Source organism: Paenibacillus tyrphae, from assembly GCF_024158745.1.
GTDB classification, from domain to species: domain Bacteria; phylum Bacillota; class Bacilli; order Paenibacillales; family NBRC-103111; genus Paenibacillus_G; species Paenibacillus_G tyrfis_A.
The window spans coordinates 513,776-531,905 of sequence record NZ_JAMZAW010000002.1; the positions used below are offsets into that span (position 1 = coordinate 513,776).

An 18,130-nucleotide genomic window follows, 5' to 3' on the forward strand; every position below is an offset into this window, starting at 1 on the left:
GCGGAAAGCGGCGGCCGTTTTTGTGACTAATTTGTGATCATCGGCACAAAGCTTTCAAGCGGGATGCATCTGCCGGTGGCCTACGATTTTTTCTTTGACCAATTGAAGCTGCTGAACCCGTTCCTGGTCCGTCACAAGCGGCTGCGGACGGGCAAAATAAAAGCCTTGTACCATATGCACCTGCATCTCGCAAAGCATGCTGAGCTCTTCCGGCCGTTCCACGCCTTCGGCGATCACTTGGCAGTTCATGTTGTCGGCGAAGTGCAGCAGCGCCTTCAGCAGCGATTGCTTGACGGACATCCGGTCGATCTCGGCAATGACCGATCTGTCAATTTTGATGATGTCAGGCACCAGCTCGGAGATCGATTGCAGGCTCGAATAACCGGCCCCTGCATCGTCCACGGCAAAGCGGAACCCATGAGCGCGGCAAGCGTTCATGACAGCCCCTATGTATTGAAAATCCCGAATCGCGTGACGTTCCGTAATTTCCAGAACGACCTGCGAGGCCGAAATGGCCGGAAATTGCTTCAATGTTTCCAGCAGCTGATGCAGAAACAACGGATGTCCGAGCGAAACGGGCGTCACGTTAATAAACACCTGCTCTTGAATCGCCCGTAACGATATTTCCATGAACGCTTTCTTGATGACCAGAAATTCGAATCTCGATAAAAGATCGGCTTGGTAAGCCATATCGAACAGCTCGGCGGGCGTGTGGAACGGCGAGTTTTGCGGACCGCGGGTCAATATTTCCCAGCCATATAATTCGCCGCTGGCCAAATTAAGAATCGGTTGGGCGAGAACGAAAATGCTCTCCTGCTTCAAAATGTCCAACAGATGCTCCCGGGTCGGGCAAAAATGCGGCGGCAGCTTTTTCGTCGCGATGCAACGGGCATAATGATAGGCCGCTTGAATGCCGGCGGACGTGTTCTCGAGGTCCGAACCGATGATATAGCACCCGCTTTGCAGTGATACGGGAGCTTGTGCGTCGGTGTCCGCATGCATGCGCAGCCTGCGCGAAACTTCCTTTTGCAGTTCCTGCGCCTTGCGCTGCAATTCGTCGAACCCGCAGACGGCTTGTTCTTTAACGAAAATACCGTAATCGTCGAGCGCAAACTGGCGGACTCCGATCACGTCTTTGTCCCGGAAGCAGGAAGGCAGCAGCTCCAGGATCGTCTGCCGGATACGACCCTGCAAGGCGCAGAGCCTCGCTTCGGAATAAGTGGAAAACATATGATGAAAATCTTCCAAGTACAGCAAAATAAACCCGCACGATTTTCCTTGGCTCCGGTACCGTTTGACCAGCGAGAGCACCGGATTGCGAAACGTAAACTCCGGGGGAAAAAAGCGGAGCGCCCTGCTCGGATAAGGCAGCCGGAGTAACATCCGGATTCGTTCTTTCCACTCACCTGAAGCAAATGAAAATGTCATAAATTTCCCCCTAACCGGCAGCAACAACTTGTCCCTACTATCATATCACGAGTTCGTTATAGTGAATAGGGCGGCATTCCTTTTTTTCACAGAAAAGCCGATGATCCCCTGAATCATCGGCTGAGCTTGTTGAGAAACCGCTTCGCGTATAAAACTCTCTGCATACGCCGGTGGGGTATATCCCTCCAGCCGCTCTTGAAACCCGTGAATTTGATTAGAATTTGTGGTATTTTCACGGGTTTCAAAGGCGGACGTAAACTCTTACGGGATATACCCCACCTCTATTTGTCTGAGTTTTTCTACTTCCAAGGTTTCTCAACACTCTGGACGATGATCCCTTGAATCATCGGCTTTTATTCCTTTGTTTAGCGGTCCGTATCCGCTAACGCTTGCTCCAGGTCTTCAATGATATCGGCGATATCCTCAAGACCGACGGAATACCGGACGAGCCCGTCGGTAATTCCGCGCTCCAGCCGGACCTCGCGCGGCATCGCCGCATGCGACATCATCGCCGGGTAGGAAAGAATACTCTCGACCGCCCCTAGGCTGACGGCGACGAGCGGGATGCGCACCTTGGACAGCAGACGCTTGGTCCGATCGCCGGAGCCGGTGTCGAACGAAACGACGGCGCCATAGCCGAGCGACTGCTTCTCGTGAATGTCCCGACGGGGATGATTCGGCAGCCCCGGATAATAGACGGCTTCGATTGACGGATGAGCCGCCAACCAGGATGCCAACTGCCGGGCGCTTTGCTCGTGCGCTTCCATGCGGGCCTTCAAGGTCTTCATCCCGCGCATGAGAAGCCACGAGTCCTGCACGCCGAGAATGGTCCCGAGCCCGTTTTGAATCTGCTTCAGCCGGCGGCCCAGACTTTCGTTCGCGGCAACGGCCAGCCCTGCGGTTACATCGCTGTGGCCGCCAAGGAACTTCGTTGCGCTGTGCAGCACGATATCGATGCCGTATTCGATCGGTCGCTGATGATAAGGCGTCATGAACGTATTGTCCAGCATGGTCAGCAGGCCATGTTCTTTCGCCCAGCCTGCGATTTCGGCAATATCGGTAATTTTGAGCGTCGGGTTCGACGGCGTTTCGAGGAACACCGCTTTCGTGTTCGGCTTAAGCGCCGCTTTCACCCGGTCCAGATCCGTCATGTCGACGAACGTCGTTTCGATGTTCATCCGGGTCAGGATGGACGTCAGCAGCCGATACGTGCCCCCGTACACATCCTCCGTGCAGATCACATGATCCCCCGCCGACAGCAGCATGAACGCGCCGGAGATGGCTGCCATGCCCGAAGCGAACGCGAAGCCCCGCTTGCCCCCTTCCAGCAGCGCAATGTAATCCTCCAGCGCCTGCCGGGTCGGGTTGCCGGAACGGGAGTAATCGTACTCCTGCGGCTCGTCGAGCGAAAATTGATGGAACGTCGATGCCTGGTAGATCGGAACGCTGGAAGCGCCGGTCGTCCGGTCGATTTCGCTTCCAAAATGGATCAGTTTCGTAGCAAAAGCGCGGTCCTTATGATGATCGTTCGGATGAGTCCCTTGCGTCGTCTTCTCAGCCATGAGCCGGTCCCCCTCCTTCAATCTCCTGCTGTGCCAAATCGATGGCGCGGGACAAATCCGCAATCAGGTCGTCCGCATGCTCGATGCCGACGGAATAGCGCAGCAGTTTATCGTCCACGCCGACTCTTCGGCGGATGTCTTCCGGGATATCGGCATGGGTCTGAACCGCCGGGTACGTCATCAGCGACTCAACGCCGCCCAAGCTTTCCGCGAACGCAATCAGCTTCACGTGACGCAAGATCGGTTCGATATAGCAGGCGTCTTTCATTTTAAAGGAAAAAATCCCCGTATTGCCGGACGATTGCTTCTTCTGAATGTCATGGCCCGGGTGGCTTTCGAGCGCCGGATAATAGACCGCTTCCACCTGCGGATGGGACTGCAGGAACGTCGCGATGCGGGTGGCGTTGTACTCGTGGCGCTCCATGCGGATCGCCAATGTTTTCATGCCGCGCATCAGCAGCCAACTGTCCTGCGGGCCTAATACCGCGCCGATCGAATTGTGCAGAAACGCCATTTCCTCGGACAGCTCCTTGCCTTTCGTTACGATCAACCCGGCAAGCACGTCGTTATGCCCCCCGAGGTACTTGGACGCACTGTGAATCACAATATCGGCTCCAAGCTCGATCGGACGCTGGAAGAACGGAGTAAGCAGCGTGTTGTCGACGATGGAAAGAATGCCTTTTTTCTTCGCCCAGCCGCACACCAGCGCCAAATCCGTGACCATCATGAGCGGATTGGTCGGCGTTTCGATCAGAACCGCTTTCGTGCCCGGCTGCAGGTTCGCTTCCAACGCATCGAGATCGTTCGTGTCCACATACGTTGCGGTGACGCCGAAGCGGGACATGATTCGCTCCAGCATCCGGTACGTCCCGCCGTACAAGTCGAGGGAAACAAGCAAATGGTCGCCTTGGCTGAATAGCGCAAAGATCGTCTGGAGCGCCGCCATGCCGGAGCTGCAGGCAAAGCCCGCGTCCCCGGATTCCAACTCGGCAATCGCATCCTCCAATACTTTGCGCGTCGGGCTTTTCGTGCGCGCGTAATCGAATCCCGTGCTCTGCCCGAGCTTCGGATGACGGAACGCCGTCGCTTGATATACCGGGAAGCTGACCGCCCCCGTCACCGGTTCCTCCTGGGAGCCGATCTGTGCGAGACGGCTCTCAATTTTCAACTCTGGCTTGGAACAGTTGCTCATATCATATAATCCCCCTTATACAAATCGTACGGCGTCTCTTGGTACACATAATAGTTGAGCCAGTTGGAAAACAACAGGTTCGCATGTGCCCGCCAGGTGTTGAGCGGCGACCGGGTCGGATCGTTGTTCGGGTAGTAATTTTTCGGAATCGCGATCTCCATCCCTTTGTTCACGTCGCGGTCGTACTCATATTTGAGCGTACACGCGTCGTATTCCGAATGGCCGGTAATAAAAATTTGCTTCCCGTCCTTCGTCGCGGCGATGTAGACGCCCGCTTCCTCCGATTCCGTCAAAATGTCGAGCTGCTCGACCCGGGCAACATCCTCCCGGCGGACGTCGGTATGACGGGACTGGGGAACGAGAAACAGCTCGTCGAATCCGCGCAGCAGCTTCACGTTCGGCGTGGTAATCGTATGCGGGAATACGCCGAATATTTTTTCTTCAAGCGGGTACTTGGGCACGCCGAAATGGTAGTAGAGACCAGCCTGAGCCGCCCAGCAAATATGCAGCGTCGACGTGACATGGGTTTTGCTCCACTCCATAATCTGCGTCAATTCTTCCCAATAATTCACCTCTTCGAATTCGAGCTGCTCGACCGGCGCGCCTGTAACGATCATGCCGTCGAACCGTTCATGCTTGATGTCTTCGAACGTTTTGTAGAACTGCTCCAGGTGCTCCAGCGACGTGTTTTTGGACGTGTGCGTTTTCGGGTGCAGCAGAATGAATTCAACCTGTAGCGGAGTGTTGCCGATCAGCCGCAGCAATTGGGTCTCCGTCGTTTCTTTCGTCGGCATCAGATTTAGGATCACGATCCGCAACGGGCGAATATCTTGACGAAACGCTACGCTCTCGTCCATGACGAAAATATTCTCGTTGACAAGCACTTCCTTGGCCGGCAGATGATCTGGTACTTTGATGGGCATCGGGCTCACTCCTTCGGGTCATTGGATTCGTCGTTCCCTGCACTCCTGCGACTGAAAAAGGCATAAGAAATGGCCTTTCTCTATCGCACGAGAAAGGCCTTTGTATAGTTACATCGTCCTCTCTCATCTGTCAGAAGCCGCCTGGCTTCCGCAAGAATTAGCACCGTGCATTCCTTTGCCATGCTGAAAAAACATCAACGTATTGTTTACGCAAAGGTCTGTCGGTTGCCGGGTATCATCGGGCTAGTCCCTCCACCTGCTCTTGATAAGAGTGTGAAACCGAATCTATTCAGTTGTTTTCGATAATACTAATGTAATCGAAATCACAGCAAGCGTCAAGCGGAACCTTTTCCATGAAATGATGCCGTCCGAACCCGCACCAATCCGCCGGATTTTGCATAAAGTATTCCCATGCGCGAATGAAATACAAACTCATTGTGTTCTCGAATATGACGCGTTATACTATACAAGTATTCGACATTTCACGCTAAGAAGGGGTGCAGCAATCGAATGGACGGAGACCCGGGAAGTCGCATCTGCGTTCAAACACAATTGAATCTATCGTTTGGAACCCGATCGTCTGCCATTCGTTCGAGAATGCGCATGCTTTTTTGTGCGTAAGATGACGAATAGCGCCTGACTGAAGCTTAAGGGTCTGTTTTCTCGCAGGAGGCAGACGGCCGAGCGTTCCATCCGATCAATACGGAAGGGTGGAACCTATGAAGGCACGCTTGGTTCAGGACGGCATTTTTACACTAGTGGAAGACATCACGCAAACCATCGATCCGCCTCAGCACGGCTTTTATTGGATTGATGCCGAGCCGGAGGACTTGGACGTTTTACAGCCTTTGTTTCATCTTCACGAGCTCGCCATAGAGGACGTTTTGACGGAAGAAGAGCAACGGCCGAAGATCGAGCTGTACGACTCGCATTATTTTATCGTGGTCAACAGCATCCGGTTCGATGACGAGGAAATTTTTCTCCGCGCACTCAATATATTTCTTGGGAAGCACTATATCATCACGATCACCCGGCAAAAAATCAACGAAATTCGCGCCTTGAAGCCGATTCTCTGGGAAGAGGAGGTTACGGCGCCCGACCAGTTTCTGTATCACTTGATCGACCTCATCGTCGATAATTACACCAACGTCGGGGACCGGATCGAAGCGAAGATCGAGAAGCTGGAAGAAGACATTCTTATGCATACGAAGAAGTCGCATTTGAATGAGATCATCGGGCTGCGAAGCGAAATTTTATGGCTCAAGAAAGTGCTCGTTCCGCAAAAAGAGGTCATCGCGACGCTGCACAAAAAAGAGCTGAAGCTGGTCAGCGAGCCGCTTAAAAAATATTTTGGCGATATTTACGAAAACGCCGTGAAAATTTCCGAGACGTTCGATACGTTTCGCGACTTGATGGCGAACTTGCGGGAGGCTTACCAATCTTCCCTGGCTAACCGTGCGAACGAAATCATGCGCGTGTTTACGGCACTGACAACCATCTTCATGCCGCTCACGTTCATTACCGGCGTTTACGGAATGAACTTTGATTATATTCCCGGCTTGCACTGGGAGTACGGCGGAGTCGCTGCGGTCATTGTATTGGCGCTTGTCGGTATTTTCATGTTCGTATTGTTCCGCAAAAAGGATTGGCTGTGAAGCCGGTCCTTTTTTTACATGCAAAAAAGGAACCTTGGGAAAGGTTCCTCATTCGGGATGCTTGGCCATATGGTCTTCCAGACGTTTAATCCGATCCAAGGTCGCATCCATATCGCTTTCGAACAAACGCATGCTCCGTTTAATATGTCTGACGTCCGCACCGACATCGTCGATCTGGCTCTGCAAACTCAGATGGACGCGATCCAGCCGGGCATCGAGAAAGTCGATTTTGGTGCCGAGACTCGTGTTGACTTCGTCGGTCTTTGCATCTAGAGTGACGATCTTCGCGTCTAGAGCGTCGATTTTCGCGCTGAGTCGAGCGTCGACTTTATCGATCTTCACGTCAAGGGCGTCGATTCGCGCGTTCGTCTCGCCGATTTTGGCGCTTAACTGCAGATTCAGCTCGCTTATTTTCGCGTTGGTTTCTTCCTGGTTCTTGATAATGCTGTGAAGTATAGCCCGAAGCTCCTCCATACGGTCAGCTCCTTCATATTCCTATAATTCATCTTATCTTACCCGCCGGGCTTGTTCAATGTTTTTTTACCCTGCTGCCGCGCCTCAGCTCGCTTCAACCGTCTTCCGTTCGTTCTCGCGGCGGAACTTCATCCGCAGCATGCGAAGCCATTCGTAGACGCGTTCCGCATCCTGCGCAGTCAGCTCCTTCTGGCTGTAGACCGTTTGCAGAATCGGCTTCAAATAACGGTCGCCCTGCTGCTGGAACGCCTGCCAGGCCAGCTCGCGCTCCGGCTCGGGCACCTGCTCAAGCTGTCCTTCGATATAGCTCTGCAGGTCGTAGCCTTCGCGATCCAGCTCTTCGAACAGCTGCACCAAATTGCGCCGCTGAAGCTTGGTCTGCTCCAGCAGCTCATCCAGCTTCTCCCCGCGCGCAATGGCTTCGAGCAGCTTATGCTTGAGCTCCCGCTTCTCCTCCTCGGCCTTCCGCTTCCGTTCATTTTCCTGAAGCAGCCAGGCATTCAGCTCTCCCGGATCGATCGATTCCGCCACCCACGTTAGCGGAAAATCCGTATCCCGCTGGAAGCCGGCGGTGATGGCGACGATATCGGCTGCATAAGCGGCAGCTTTGGCTTTTCCGAATCCCGGAAGGTGCAGCAGCTCTTCTTCCGTGTAGGGAACGAAGGCGCTTATCATCTTCAGCAGCCGGTTGGTCGCGATCAGATACGCCGCTTTGCCGTCGCGGCTTGCTTGTTTAAACCGCCAATCGCGGAGTTTGTCGAACAGCTCTTCGTTGGCATGCTTCTCCCCGTAAAAATGCAATCGTTGAATATACGCCGTCCGGCGGTCCAGTACGTCGATTTCACTTACGTTCACCTGCACAATTGGCTTATAGCCCCCGCATTGCTTGGCAAACACCCGCTCGCGGAAAATGGCGAGCATCTCCTCCCATCGCAGTCCTTCGTACCAGCACTCCTGCACCCTGCGGCCGTCTTCTCTCGTCTCGTTCCACATCACCATCCAGGTGCCCTGACTTTCGCCGATCGTCACCTGCGCCGTAGTGACATTCCCCTCTTCCGTCGCCTTTTCCAAACTGTTCAAAAACACCAGATTCACTCGAAAAACCTCCCCCAAGAAGTTGTCAAAGCAGCTTCAAACGCAAAAAAGCACCATCTTACCCGACAAAGGGTAAGAGGTGCTTCCTCTCAAGTACACGTTTGAAATTAGACCTATATTACCACGAAACGTCATGGATGACAAGCATGATTTGGATAATCTTCCGGTTTAAGGACAAGCTAAGAGAAACCATCTTGCCTATTGAAAAGAGGAATCGAGCATGAGCCCAAACGACACGAACCAAGACGGATTTATGAGCGAAGCGCCGCAGAAGAAATATACCGATCTGAGCACGGTGGAATCCCAGCGCAACGACCTGACGGCGGAGGAATTTCCGGAAGGGCCATACGGCAGCAGCCTTCTCACGGAATCGCTCGGCAAGAGCACGCCGTGGCGGGAGGATCAGCGCTCGTACAACCAGTTTACTTACGAGAACCGCGAGCTTCACGCCGGCCTCTCCCGCGGGTATCCCGACGCGCATCCGACCCACGATTCGTCCGGCGACGATTACGTGGAAGAGTAGCCGGGCAACCGCAAAAGGCGATCCGCCGGACCTCTCCTCCGGCGAACCGCTCCCGCGCTTGCTGCCCCAACGCCAGCAAACTCTTTCCAGTCTACACGCCGCTGTTGTTCATTCCGATCTCGAACTTTTCTTCGTACGCGCCCCTTTCGTCTTCTTCGCCAATCGGCGTTATGGCGAATCCGGTATAACCGAAAATGATCGCCAATAACGGATTGATGATACATATAAACGAATAGAAAACATATTCCATACCGATATTCAGCGTAGCCATAATAAAGGCGCCCGTCACTCCCCATGGAACGATCGGATGGACGATGGTTCCGGCATCTTCGAGCGTTCTGGACAAATTTTTCGGATGGAGCTTCACCCGCTTGTACGAAGACTCCAGCATCTGTCCGGGCAAAATAATGGACAAGTAGCATTCCCCGATAATAACATTCACCCCGATCGAAGAACAAACCGTCGCGCTGATGACATTTCCTTTTTTATTCAAGAGGCTCTTAATCCGGTCGATAATGGTATGAACCAGACCGATTTCTTTTACAAGACCGCCAAAGGCGAGCGCCAGGATGATAAGCGAGACGGCAAACAACATACTGGATAGCCCGCCTAGCGACAGCAGCTTATCGATCGCTTCGACTCCCGTTTCCGACTTATAGCCAAAGTGCGCGACATTCATGAGCTGGCCTGCCGAAATGCCGGGAACCGTGAAAAAGGCCGTCGCGATAGCGACCAATAAACCGACAACGAGCGTTGGAATGGCATCGAATCGTTTGAAGGCCAAGACGATAATCGCCAGCGGCGAGAGCAACGTCAGAGGAGTAATCGCGAAGCGTTCGTTGAGGGTGCGGATCATCGTTTCAATACCGGCGGTGTCTGCGGCACGGTCGGAGGATATGGCAAAAAAAGCAAACAGGATCAGCGTCAATACCAAGCTTGGAATCGTCGTCCACAGCATATGCCGGATATGATCGAAAATAGGCACCTTGGCCGTCGCGGAGGCAAGGTTCGTCGTATCCGAGAGAGGCGATATTTTATCGCCGAAGACGGAGCCGCAGACGACAGCCCCTGCCGCCATAGCGGGAGAAATTCCCATGCCGTAGGCGACCCCCATCAAGGCAACGCCCATCGTGCCGATGGCGCTCCAGGAGCTTCCCGTCAGCACGGAGACGACTCCGCAAATTAAGACCGCCGATACGAGAAAATAGCTGGGCGAAAGAATATGCAAGCCGTAATAAGACAAGGTCGGCACGGTTCCGTTCAACACCCATATCCCGATCAAGATCCCGATCAGACACAAAATGAGGATCGAGGGGAGGCCGTACAAAATGCCTTTGACGACAGCTGATTCCAACTGCTTCCAAGTAAAGCCTAATTTAAAGCCATACAAAGAGAGCAGGATGGATGCCATCAAAATGGGGATTTGCGGAGCGACTTGGTAGTGAAGAATGCTTACCGCCAAAATGACGACGATAACCGCAATGAGCGCGCTTGACATGAAAAACGACGGTTTTTTCGTTACCATAACTATTCCTCCTGCACGAACGGAATCGTAAGACACGCAAAATCGTCATGATGTAAGCGTATTCAAAACAAAGAAGAAAGCAATCGACGGGAGACCGGGCTGTACGAATGCAAGCACCATAACGATTCAACGCTTCGTTTCTCATCCACCGGTCTCGCCGTCAGAACGCTTCTTGCGGCAGGTGTGCCGTTTTTTTCTCATGGCTGTTTGCCGTGCTTATTCAACCGCTCCAAAATGGTCCGGAAGCCTCCCCTTCCATGCTTCAGACAATTTTTGACTCGAAAAATGATGGCGCTGCCTTTCTGGGTCTCCTCGATAATATCCAAGTAAGTAGCCCCTTCGAGCAGCTGTTTTGCGACTTCAAGCCTGAGAGCCATCGTTTTGACCTCGTTTACCGTACACAAATCGGAAAAAAAATCGTAGCATTCATCCTTCGTTTGCAACGATAAAATGGCTTCGAATAACTGATGAATTTCTTCCTCGCTTCGCACGTTATTCCGCCGCACCATGCCACCACCACGCCGATTATTTATGAGACCAGCTGTAAAGATAGTTTTTGTCTTCGAAGGTGTGGGCCGCCTTGACGACTTTAAGCGGACGGAACGTGTCCACCATGACCGCTAATTCCTTCGTTTCTTTTTTGCCCAGGCTCGCCTCGATCGTGCCGGGATGTGGACCGTGAGGGATTCCCGACGGATGAAGCGTAATGGACCCTTCTTCGATCCCCCGGCGGCTCATGAAATTGCCCTCTACATAGTAAAGCACCTCGTCGCTGTCCACGTTGCTGTGGAAATAAGGCGTAGGTACGGCTTCCGGATGATAATCGTACATTCTCGGAACGAAGGAGCAGACGACGAACTGATGCCCTTCGAACGTCTGGTGGATCGGAGGCGGCATATGAATGCGTCCGGTGATCGGTTCGAAATCCGCAATATTGAAAATGTACGGATACAGATAACCGTCCCAGCCGACGACGTCTAGCGGATGATGGCTGTAAATATGCGAATGCAGCGCGCCTCTCGTTTTGGACCGCACCTCGAACTCCCCAAGCTCCGTGTACGTCTCCAGCGTCTCCGGCAGCCGGATATCCCTTTCGCAAAAAGGACTGTGCTCCAGCAGTTGACCGTGCTCGTTGCGGTAACGCTTCGGCGTGCTGATCCAGCTGTTCGTTTCCACGACCAAAAATTTGGTATCTTCCCCATCCGGCACAATCCGGTAAATCGTACCGATCGGAATGACGATATAATCGCCCGGACGGTAACGCAGCGTACCGAACATGGTCTCGACCTTGCCTGTTCCGTAATGCACGAACAGAAGCTCGTCGCCGTCGCCGTTGCGGTAATAATAATTCATTGGTTCTGTAGGACTCGAAACGGCAAGCAGAATATCGTCATTGCCGAGAACGTACGTTCTTCCCAGAACGCCATCGCCTTGCTTCGGAGCCGCTCCCGTCTGAAAATGGCGGTACCCGAGCACGCTGTCGTCCTCGTACTCAATGCTGCACGCACCGAGGTATTCGGCTTTGACGATTTCCGTCGGCGCCCCATGATGATAAAGGATCGATTGAATGCCGGAGAAGCCTTTCGTGCCCATCACTTGCTCGCGAAACAACGAACCGTCTTCTTTTCTGAACTGCACGTGTCTTTTATTGGGAATTTGCCCCATTCGATGGTAGAACGGCATCTTGTACGACCTCCTTGGTTAAGTTGCGCTTGCTTATTTCAACGAAGGCAGAATCCGGCCCATCACCTCGCCAAACCCGATGCGGTACCCGTCGCCTTGAGCGTAGCCGGTCATGGTCAGCCGGTCGCCGTCTTCCAGCCAGACCCGCTTGATGCCATCGCTTAACTGAAGAGGCTCGGCTCCGCGCCAGGCCAATTCCAGCATGCATCCGCGGCTTGCCTTATCCGGTCCGCTGATCGTCCCGGAGGCCAGCAAATCCCCGGCCCGCAGGTTGCAGCCGCCTACCGTATGGTGAGCGATTTGCTGCGCCATGCTCCAATACAGGTATTTGACATTGCTCTCCGTGATCCGCTCGGCCTGCTCCATATCGGCGCTTTGCAGATACACTTCAAGCTTAATATCGAAGGAGTGTGCTCCCTCCTGCTTCAGGTAAGGAAGCGGCTCCGGCTCCTGCCGGCTTCCGCGGATGCGGAACGGCTCCAAGGCATCGAGCGGCACAACCCAGGGCGAAATCGATGTCGCGAAATTTTTCGCGAGAAAAGGTCCGAGCGGCTGGTATTCCCAAGCTTGAATATCCCGGGCGCTCCAATCGTTGACGAGCACCAGTCCGAAAATATGCTCCTCCGCCCGTTCGACGGGGATGGGCGTACCGAGCGGGTTGCCTGCCCCCATAAACCAGCCGATTTCCAGCTCAAAGTCCAGCTGACGGCTCGGCCCGAATACGGGCGCCGCCGCATCCGGCGGCTTCATCTGCCCTTGGGGGCGGCGCACGTCGGTCCCGCTAAGCACGATCGAGCTGGCCCGGCCATGGTACCCGACCGGGAGATGATGCCAGTTGGGCATCAAGGCGTTTTCTTTCCCCCGGAACATCGTTCCTACATTGAAGGCATGGTCCCGTGAAGCGTAAAAATCCGTATAATCGCCAATCTCTACAGGCAGCAGCAGCTCTACGTCCTTCTGCGGAAGCAGGGCGGCGGTCCGCAGCCCCGCATTATCCCGCAGCTCCGGCTCGTCGGCCGACAGCAGCCGCTGAATTTCCGCGCGGACCTGCTGCCAAGCCGGACGGCCGAGCGCCATAAACGCGTTCAGCGACGCTTGCTCGAATATTCCCTGCCCGGCTGCTGCCGTCCTGGCGAAGCAGCCCGCCTGATCGAGGACGGCAAGATCCAGAACGTACTCCCCGATGGCCGCGCCAATCCGGGGAGTACCGCCGTTACGTGAGCGGAAGACGCCGTAGGGAAGATTTTGGATAGGAAAATGCGATTCCGGCGCAACCTCAACAAATGAGCGCAGCATCTTTTAACGGCTCCTTTTACTCTATTGATTTTAGCTCCCGCAGCTCGTCGCGGGGCTCATCGAAGCTGCAGCTTCCGTAGGAACACAGCGCCTGATTGCGCAGCCTCCGCACCTCGTCGGCTGAAACTGTAAGCGCTCTCCAACCCAACGCATCCGGGAGGAAGACGAAGCTGTCGGGACTGTCGTCCGCCAAAATTTCGGCGGTTTTGTCGCGGTCCAGCTTGTAGCCATGCGCCAGCATCCCTGCAACAAACACGTTTAGGAAGCCGTGCATCTCGGTCTTCACTTCTTCCCGATACATGCGAACCGGGTGATGAAGGCCGGCTGTGAACTTTAGCGCCAACTGGCGGTCCCTGCACCCGATGAGGACGGTAGCTACCTGCTCCGGCGACGGAAACGCGTCGGAGGTGACGCCTCCGGTCCGCAGCTTTACACCTGGCTGCATCCCGCCTTGGCTGGCGCAGCACTTCACCGCGTCAAGAGCTTCTTCGATCCGGCTCCCCCAATCGCCGTTCCAAGGAAACGTCCATTCGAAGAACAGCCGGAGGCCGTGTTCCGATGCTCCGGCTGCAATCTCATCCAGTAACCGAGGGTCCGCACCCGCAAGGGGAAGAGGAAGCTCCAGCACGTCGATGTTCACCGACGAACCATGCTTCCCCCGGAAAGCCTCCGTTTGCCGCAAAGTATCGCCAAACAGCCGAAGGCATTCTTCCGCATCCCGGCTGCGGGTTCCAAGAACCGACAGCAGCAGCGGCCAGTCCTCAGAAAACATCGGCATATACGGAGACAGCTCCTCCAATTGTGCGGCGGGGATAATGAACCGCCCCAACATCCAAGCGTCCTGTCCATCCCGGTAAGCCGCGTAATTGCGGACCGCCTGCTCCAAAGGCAGGGCGGCGGGCGGAAATAACCCGGCATAATCGAGGAGCTGCTCCATCAAAGCTTTAGCGCTGGAAATCATGTGACGATCGCCCGCCTTTCCTTTTAAACCTGTAGATTTGTAAGAAAATTACAAATTTCCGCGGCGTGCCTGCTCTCTTTCGATCGATTCGAACAGCGCTTTGAAGTTGCCTTCACCGAACGTGGTCGCCCCTTTGCGCTGAATGATTTCAAAGAACAGAGTCGGCCGGTCGACGAGCGGCTTCGTAAAGATTTGCAGCAGGTACCCCTCCTCATCGCGGTCGACAAGAATGCGGTATTGCTTCAGCTTCTCGATATCTTCGTCAATCTCGCCGACCCGGTCCGCCAGCTCTTCGTAATACGTTTCCGGCGTATCCAGGAATTCCACGCCGTTTTCCTTCAGCACCTTCACGGTTGTGATGATATCGTTGGTCAATAAAGCTGCGTGCTGCACCCCAGGGCCGTTGTAAAACTCCAAATATTCTTCGATTTGCGACTTGCGCTTGCCGGTGGCCGGCTCGTTGATCGGCATTTTGATACGGCCGCCGTTGCAAATGACTTTGGACATCAAAGCCGAATATTCCGTGCTGATATCTTCATCATCGTAGTGAATCATTTCCTTGAAACCCATGACCTTCTCGTAGTAGGACACCCATTCGTTCATTTGCTCGACGTTTCCGACGACATGGTCGATCCCGATGAGCCCCGCATCCTGATACGGAAACGAGAAGTTGACGGGCTGATATCCCGGTGCAAACAAGCCCTTATAGTTCTTTCGATCCACGAGGGTATGCACCGTATCGCCGTACGTGCCGATGATTGCTTTTTTGTAGGTGCCGTGTTCGTCTGTCAGCACCTGCGGCGCCATCACGGGAATGCCGCCTCTGGAAATCGCCTCCGCGTAAGCCTTTTCAACGTCGTCAACCCGAAACGCGACGTCCTTCGCTCCTTCGCCATGCTTCTTGATAAATTCCGTGACCGGGTGGTCCTCCTGAAGCGAGCCCGTCACCACAAAACGGATTTTCCGCTGCTCCAGCACATAGGATACGCGATCGCGCTGGCCGGTTTCCAGCCCGGCGAAGGCAACAATCTTGAACCCGAAGGCCCGGCTCATGTAATAGGCGGATTGCTTCGCGTTGCCAACGTAAAATTCCATATATTCAAAATCCTCGATCGGGAAAAAATCTTGCTGCAGCTCGCTAACTAAGGTAGTATCCATTTCCATTTTTATAACCTCCTAGAATAATATTCCTAATCATTGATGCTATTATATGGCAAACTTGTGAACTCTTCAAAAATGTTCAGTGCTGTATGCGCGTGTCAACGCTAAATCGCTTTAGTACGTTAAATGAGGTTAGTCGGCTTCGGAGGTAGTAGCTGCTTTCTGAAGCTGGTCCAGCAGCTCTTCTTCATCGTTCAAAACGATAATTCGTTGATCCACTTTCACAAAGCGCTCCAAGTAACATTGCCCGCAATTGCCCAAGCAATCTTTTACCAAAATATCAACAGAGCCGTCACGCACGATTTGTTTTAAAGCTTCCGATTTGGTCAGCTCATTCGAGCTGCACAGCTTGACGGTAGCCATATGAACAAGCCTCCCGGAAAATCGTAATTATTTCCTATGTTTCCTGCCTGCGGTTAGTGGCGAATTTGCCATTTGGCGCGCTTTCTCGGAGAAAAGAAGCTGTTTCTTCCTTTTCTGGATTGAATTCGCTGCTCGCAGATCAGATTCGCCGCCTCGACCGTTGTAATGTTCTTTTCCTTGGCTTCCGAGAGCACGCGGAGCAGCGAATGATAGATCGCTTTCGTTTTGGCCAAAACTCTGTCTTTGTTCGGTCCGTACAGCTCATCCGATACTTGCATGATGCCGCCGCTGTTAACCACGTAATCGGGGGCGTAAAGGATGCCTTTTCGCTTGAGGTCGAGGGCGTGGCTCTCATGAAGAAGCTGATTGTTCGCTGCGCCTGCGATCGCTTGGACCTTGAGCTGCCCGATCGTGCGATCGTTAAGAATGCCGCCGACGGCACACGGAACGAAGAAGTCGGCCTCCACGCCGTAGATCTCTTCTCCTTTCACGGCGGTCGCGGTTCTGCCGAGCTTACCGGCTCTTTCCACAATTTGGTCTACCGCGGTTTGATCCACATCGGTCACATACAGATCGGCACCTTCCTGCAGCAAATGCTCGGCGACTTTAAAGCCGACCTTCCCCAAGCCTTGAATCGCGAACCGTTTGCCGCGCAACTCCTCATGCCCCCATAATGTTCGGGCTACGGCTTTCATGCTGTACAGAACGCCCAAAGCCGTCGGAATCGACGTTTCTCCCCCGCCGCCATATTCCTCGGGCAGCCCGGCAATGCAATTCGTCTCCTTGCACGCATGGACGAAATCGTCCAGCACCGTGCCCATATCCGTTCCGGTATAAAATCTCCCGTTCAACGAATCGATAAATTGTCCGTAAGCCCGGAACAATTCCGGGGTCTTATCCTTGGCCGGATCTCCGATGATGACCGCCTTCCCTCCGCCGAAGTCCACATCGGCCGCCGCACATTTATAGGTCATCGCCTTCGATAAACGCAGAACATCCTCGAGCGCTTCCTCGACGGTGGCATAGGGCCTCATCCGCGTTCCTCCCAAAGCCGGGCCGAGCGTCGTATCGTGGATGGCGATAATCGCTTTCAAGCCTGTGGCGGGGTCGTTGCAAAACAGCACCTGCTCATGCTCCTGCATTTTCTCGAACAAGTCGGTCGTACGCGAGGACGCCGACGGTTTGATCTCGGATAATAACGCTGCATTGTTCATCTCTATTCCTCCTGAAACGATTCTCTACTCTCTACACAAAAGTAAACGTTTTCAAAATAGCACGGCGCGACGCTGCATTACGAGCGAATAAGCTATACCTTCATGTTATGTGTAACACTCCTTTATGGTTTGGATAAAACAAACTATGATTCCTTTTTGTAACAGTTCACATACTAAACTACCTCCATGATTCGCGCAAACATCCCTTTTAACGCGCGTGTTCTTTGATGTTTCAGCACTTTTGCGCGTTGAATAAGGTTAGTGCTCGTAACAAGGTCCCTACTTCCAACTATACTAACTTTTATAAAAATTTTTGTAATATATTGACTATTAATATATTATTCGGTATATTATAGTCGAATATGGATTTGAATACATATTTTTCAATTCTATTCTTCCATATTCACGTTTCTGTGCGGCGAGGCCAGGCGAAGGCGAAAGCGGTTTCAATCGGTTTAAAATTTTTTTTACATTTGAAGGGAGAAGATACTTATGGCAAACAACAATTTCGATCTGGATGTCCAAGTGAAATCGGTTAATTCGGTAAACGCGAATTTTGGGCTTTACACGTCAGAATGCTATAGTTCTCAATGCTATTCTTCCAAATGTTATTCCGATACTTGCTATTCCTCCGACTGCTATACCGGCAGACATATGTGCGGCTACACCCACGGCTACAGCTGCTAATTTCATCCATTCATTCCGCTTTCGCCGGCTGCCGCAACAAACTTCGGAGAAACATTCTCCGTTGGAAGGGAGAAGATATGTATGGCAAACAACATTTTCGACCTGGATGTTGAAGTGAAATCGGTAAATTCGGTACATCAGAACATCGGCCTCTTCACGTCCACTTGCTTTACTTCTCAATGCTTCACTTCCAAGTGCTTCACGGATACTTGCTTTACCTCGGACTGCTTTACAGGCAGACATCAATGCGGCTACACCCACGGCAGCTGCTAATCTTTCGCGTGTTCCCGCAACTACTTCGGAGGAACGTTCGCGTTCTTCCGAAGTATCTCTTACGACTCGATAACGGAAGGTGAGACGACATGTCAGTTCAAGCGGCCCCCTCTCA

General features: G+C 53.3%; 18 protein-coding genes and 1 riboswitch. Of the genes, 4 read left to right on the forward strand and 14 right to left on the reverse strand.

The features are described 5' to 3' along the window. Positions 1-54: 54 nt before the first annotated feature. From NI000_RS05040 to metA, 4 genes are all read right to left on the reverse strand, one after another. Complete coding sequence (locus NI000_RS05040; protein WP_253408318.1) at positions 55-1,428, reverse strand: EAL domain-containing protein; 1,374 nt, start codon at positions 1,426-1,428, stop codon at positions 55-57. A gap of 365 nt (positions 1,429-1,793) precedes the next feature. Next, positions 1,794-2,990: a trans-sulfuration enzyme family protein gene (locus NI000_RS05045; protein ID WP_253408320.1), complete on the reverse strand. Its 1,197-nt coding sequence runs from the start codon at positions 2,988-2,990 to the stop codon at positions 1,794-1,796. Next, positions 2,983-4,182, reverse strand: coding sequence for an aminotransferase class I/II-fold pyridoxal phosphate-dependent enzyme (locus NI000_RS05050; RefSeq protein WP_253408322.1), 1,200 nt, complete (start codon positions 4,180-4,182; stop codon positions 2,983-2,985). The genes NI000_RS05045 and NI000_RS05050 overlap by 8 nt, the downstream gene beginning before the upstream one ends. Continuing rightward, entirely contained in the window at positions 4,179-5,105 is a 927-nt protein-coding gene (metA, locus tag NI000_RS05055; RefSeq protein WP_253408324.1) for a homoserine O-acetyltransferase MetA, read from the reverse strand. Before metA ends, NI000_RS05050 begins: the two co-directional genes overlap by 4 nt. A gap of 120 nt (positions 5,106-5,225) precedes the next feature. Continuing rightward, a riboswitch (SAM riboswitch) is annotated at positions 5,226-5,377 on the reverse strand. A gap of 447 nt (positions 5,378-5,824) precedes the next feature. On the opposite strand from metA, the gene corA reads away from it, so the two are divergent. Then, a complete protein-coding gene (gene corA / locus NI000_RS05060) occupies positions 5,825-6,760 on the forward strand; it encodes a magnesium/cobalt transporter CorA (protein ID WP_253408326.1) in 936 nt (311 codons plus the stop codon). 48 nt (positions 6,761-6,808) lie between these two features. Here corA and NI000_RS05065 read toward each other — a convergent pair whose 3' ends face one another. Both NI000_RS05065 and NI000_RS05070 read right to left on the reverse strand, forming a co-directional pair. Continuing rightward, positions 6,809-7,234 carry a hypothetical protein gene (locus NI000_RS05065; RefSeq protein WP_253408328.1) on the reverse strand — a complete coding sequence of 142 codons (426 nt, stop codon included), beginning with the start codon at positions 7,232-7,234 and terminating at the stop codon, positions 6,809-6,811. A gap of 84 nt (positions 7,235-7,318) precedes the next feature. Continuing rightward, the gene (locus NI000_RS05070; protein WP_253408330.1) at positions 7,319-8,329 is read right to left on the reverse strand and encodes an HRDC domain-containing protein; all 1,011 of its coding nucleotides are present in this window, start codon (positions 8,327-8,329) and stop codon (positions 7,319-7,321) included. A gap of 220 nt (positions 8,330-8,549) precedes the next feature. On the opposite strand from NI000_RS05070, the gene NI000_RS05075 reads away from it, so the two are divergent. Beyond that, the gene (locus NI000_RS05075) at positions 8,550-8,852 is read left to right on the forward strand and encodes a hypothetical protein (protein WP_010497973.1); all 303 of its coding nucleotides are present in this window, start codon (positions 8,550-8,552) and stop codon (positions 8,850-8,852) included. 91 nt (positions 8,853-8,943) lie between these two features. On the opposite strand, the gene nhaC is transcribed toward NI000_RS05075, so the two are convergent. The 8 genes from nhaC to NI000_RS05115 all read right to left on the reverse strand — a co-directional run bounded on the left by nhaC (position 8,944) and on the right by NI000_RS05115 (position 17,055). Beyond that, positions 8,944-10,377, reverse strand: a complete 1,434-nt coding sequence (nhaC, locus tag NI000_RS05080) for a Na+/H+ antiporter NhaC (RefSeq protein ID WP_253408332.1) — start codon at positions 10,375-10,377, stop codon at positions 8,944-8,946. Between the two features lie 197 nt (positions 10,378-10,574). Continuing rightward, positions 10,575-10,883, reverse strand: coding sequence for a YerC/YecD family TrpR-related protein (locus tag NI000_RS05085; protein ID WP_253408333.1), 309 nt, complete (start codon positions 10,881-10,883; stop codon positions 10,575-10,577). A 19-nt stretch (positions 10,884-10,902) separates the two neighbouring features. Further along, entirely contained in the window at positions 10,903-12,060 is a 1,158-nt protein-coding gene (locus NI000_RS05090) for a homogentisate 1,2-dioxygenase (RefSeq protein WP_253408334.1), read from the reverse strand. Between the two features lie 33 nt (positions 12,061-12,093). Next, complete coding sequence (gene fahA / locus NI000_RS05095; RefSeq protein ID WP_253408335.1) at positions 12,094-13,356, reverse strand: fumarylacetoacetase; 1,263 nt, start codon at positions 13,354-13,356, stop codon at positions 12,094-12,096. Positions 13,357-13,372: 16 nt separating this feature from the next. Further along, a complete protein-coding gene (locus tag NI000_RS05100) occupies positions 13,373-14,317 on the reverse strand; it encodes a hypothetical protein (protein WP_253408336.1) in 945 nt (314 codons plus the stop codon). 48 nt (positions 14,318-14,365) lie between these two features. Then, entirely contained in the window at positions 14,366-15,481 is a 1,116-nt protein-coding gene (gene hppD, locus NI000_RS05105) for a 4-hydroxyphenylpyruvate dioxygenase (protein ID WP_253408338.1), read from the reverse strand. A gap of 129 nt (positions 15,482-15,610) precedes the next feature. Further along, positions 15,611-15,841 carry a DUF1450 domain-containing protein gene (locus tag NI000_RS05110; RefSeq protein WP_253408340.1) on the reverse strand — a complete coding sequence of 77 codons (231 nt, stop codon included), beginning with the start codon at positions 15,839-15,841 and terminating at the stop codon, positions 15,611-15,613. A gap of 53 nt (positions 15,842-15,894) precedes the next feature. Continuing rightward, a complete protein-coding gene (locus NI000_RS05115) occupies positions 15,895-17,055 on the reverse strand; it encodes a Glu/Leu/Phe/Val dehydrogenase dimerization domain-containing protein (protein WP_253408342.1) in 1,161 nt (386 codons plus the stop codon). Between the two features lie 492 nt (positions 17,056-17,547). On the opposite strand from NI000_RS05115, the gene NI000_RS37065 reads away from it, so the two are divergent. After that, entirely contained in the window at positions 17,548-17,742 is a 195-nt protein-coding gene (locus tag NI000_RS37065; RefSeq protein ID WP_375540939.1) for an elgicin/penisin family lantibiotic, read from the forward strand. An 81-nt stretch (positions 17,743-17,823) separates the two neighbouring features. Continuing rightward, positions 17,824-18,015 carry an elgicin/penisin family lantibiotic gene (locus NI000_RS37070; RefSeq protein ID WP_375540940.1) on the forward strand — a complete coding sequence of 64 codons (192 nt, stop codon included), beginning with the start codon at positions 17,824-17,826 and terminating at the stop codon, positions 18,013-18,015. Positions 18,016-18,130 lie beyond the last annotated feature (115 nt).

Excerpts from the sequence above, each read along its gene's own strand:
- NI000_RS05040 (WP_253408318.1), bottom strand. The coding sequence starts at position 1,428 with ATGACATTTTCATTTGCTTCAGGTGAGTGGAAAGAACGAATCCGGATG.
- NI000_RS05045 (WP_253408320.1), bottom strand. The coding sequence starts at position 2,990 with ATGGCTGAGAAGACGACGCAAGGGACTCATCCGAACGATCATCATAAG.
- NI000_RS05050 (WP_253408322.1), bottom strand. The coding sequence starts at position 4,182 with ATGAGCAACTGTTCCAAGCCAGAGTTGAAAATTGAGAGCCGTCTCGCA.
- metA (WP_253408324.1), bottom strand. The coding sequence starts at position 5,105 with ATGCCCATCAAAGTACCAGATCATCTGCCGGCCAAGGAAGTGCTTGTC.
- corA (WP_253408326.1), top strand. The coding sequence starts at position 5,825 with ATGAAGGCACGCTTGGTTCAGGACGGCATTTTTACACTAGTGGAAGAC.
- NI000_RS05065 (WP_253408328.1), bottom strand. The coding sequence starts at position 7,234 with ATGGAGGAGCTTCGGGCTATACTTCACAGCATTATCAAGAACCAGGAA.
- NI000_RS05075 (WP_010497973.1), top strand. The coding sequence starts at position 8,550 with ATGAGCCCAAACGACACGAACCAAGACGGATTTATGAGCGAAGCGCCG.
- nhaC (WP_253408332.1), bottom strand. The coding sequence starts at position 10,377 with ATGGTAACGAAAAAACCGTCGTTTTTCATGTCAAGCGCGCTCATTGCG.
- NI000_RS05090 (WP_253408334.1), bottom strand. The coding sequence starts at position 12,060 with ATGCCGTTCTACCATCGAATGGGGCAAATTCCCAATAAAAGACACGTG.
- fahA (WP_253408335.1), bottom strand. The coding sequence starts at position 13,356 with ATGCTGCGCTCATTTGTTGAGGTTGCGCCGGAATCGCATTTTCCTATC.
- NI000_RS05100 (WP_253408336.1), bottom strand. The coding sequence starts at position 14,317 with ATGATTTCCAGCGCTAAAGCTTTGATGGAGCAGCTCCTCGATTATGCC.
- hppD (WP_253408338.1), bottom strand. The coding sequence starts at position 15,481 with ATGGAAATGGATACTACCTTAGTTAGCGAGCTGCAGCAAGATTTTTTC.
- NI000_RS05110 (WP_253408340.1), bottom strand. The coding sequence starts at position 15,841 with ATGGCTACCGTCAAGCTGTGCAGCTCGAATGAGCTGACCAAATCGGAA.
- NI000_RS05115 (WP_253408342.1), bottom strand. The coding sequence starts at position 17,055 with ATGAACAATGCAGCGTTATTATCCGAGATCAAACCGTCGGCGTCCTCG.
- NI000_RS37065 (WP_375540939.1), top strand. The coding sequence starts at position 17,548 with ATGGCAAACAACAATTTCGATCTGGATGTCCAAGTGAAATCGGTTAAT.
- NI000_RS37070 (WP_375540940.1), top strand. The coding sequence starts at position 17,824 with ATGGCAAACAACATTTTCGACCTGGATGTTGAAGTGAAATCGGTAAAT.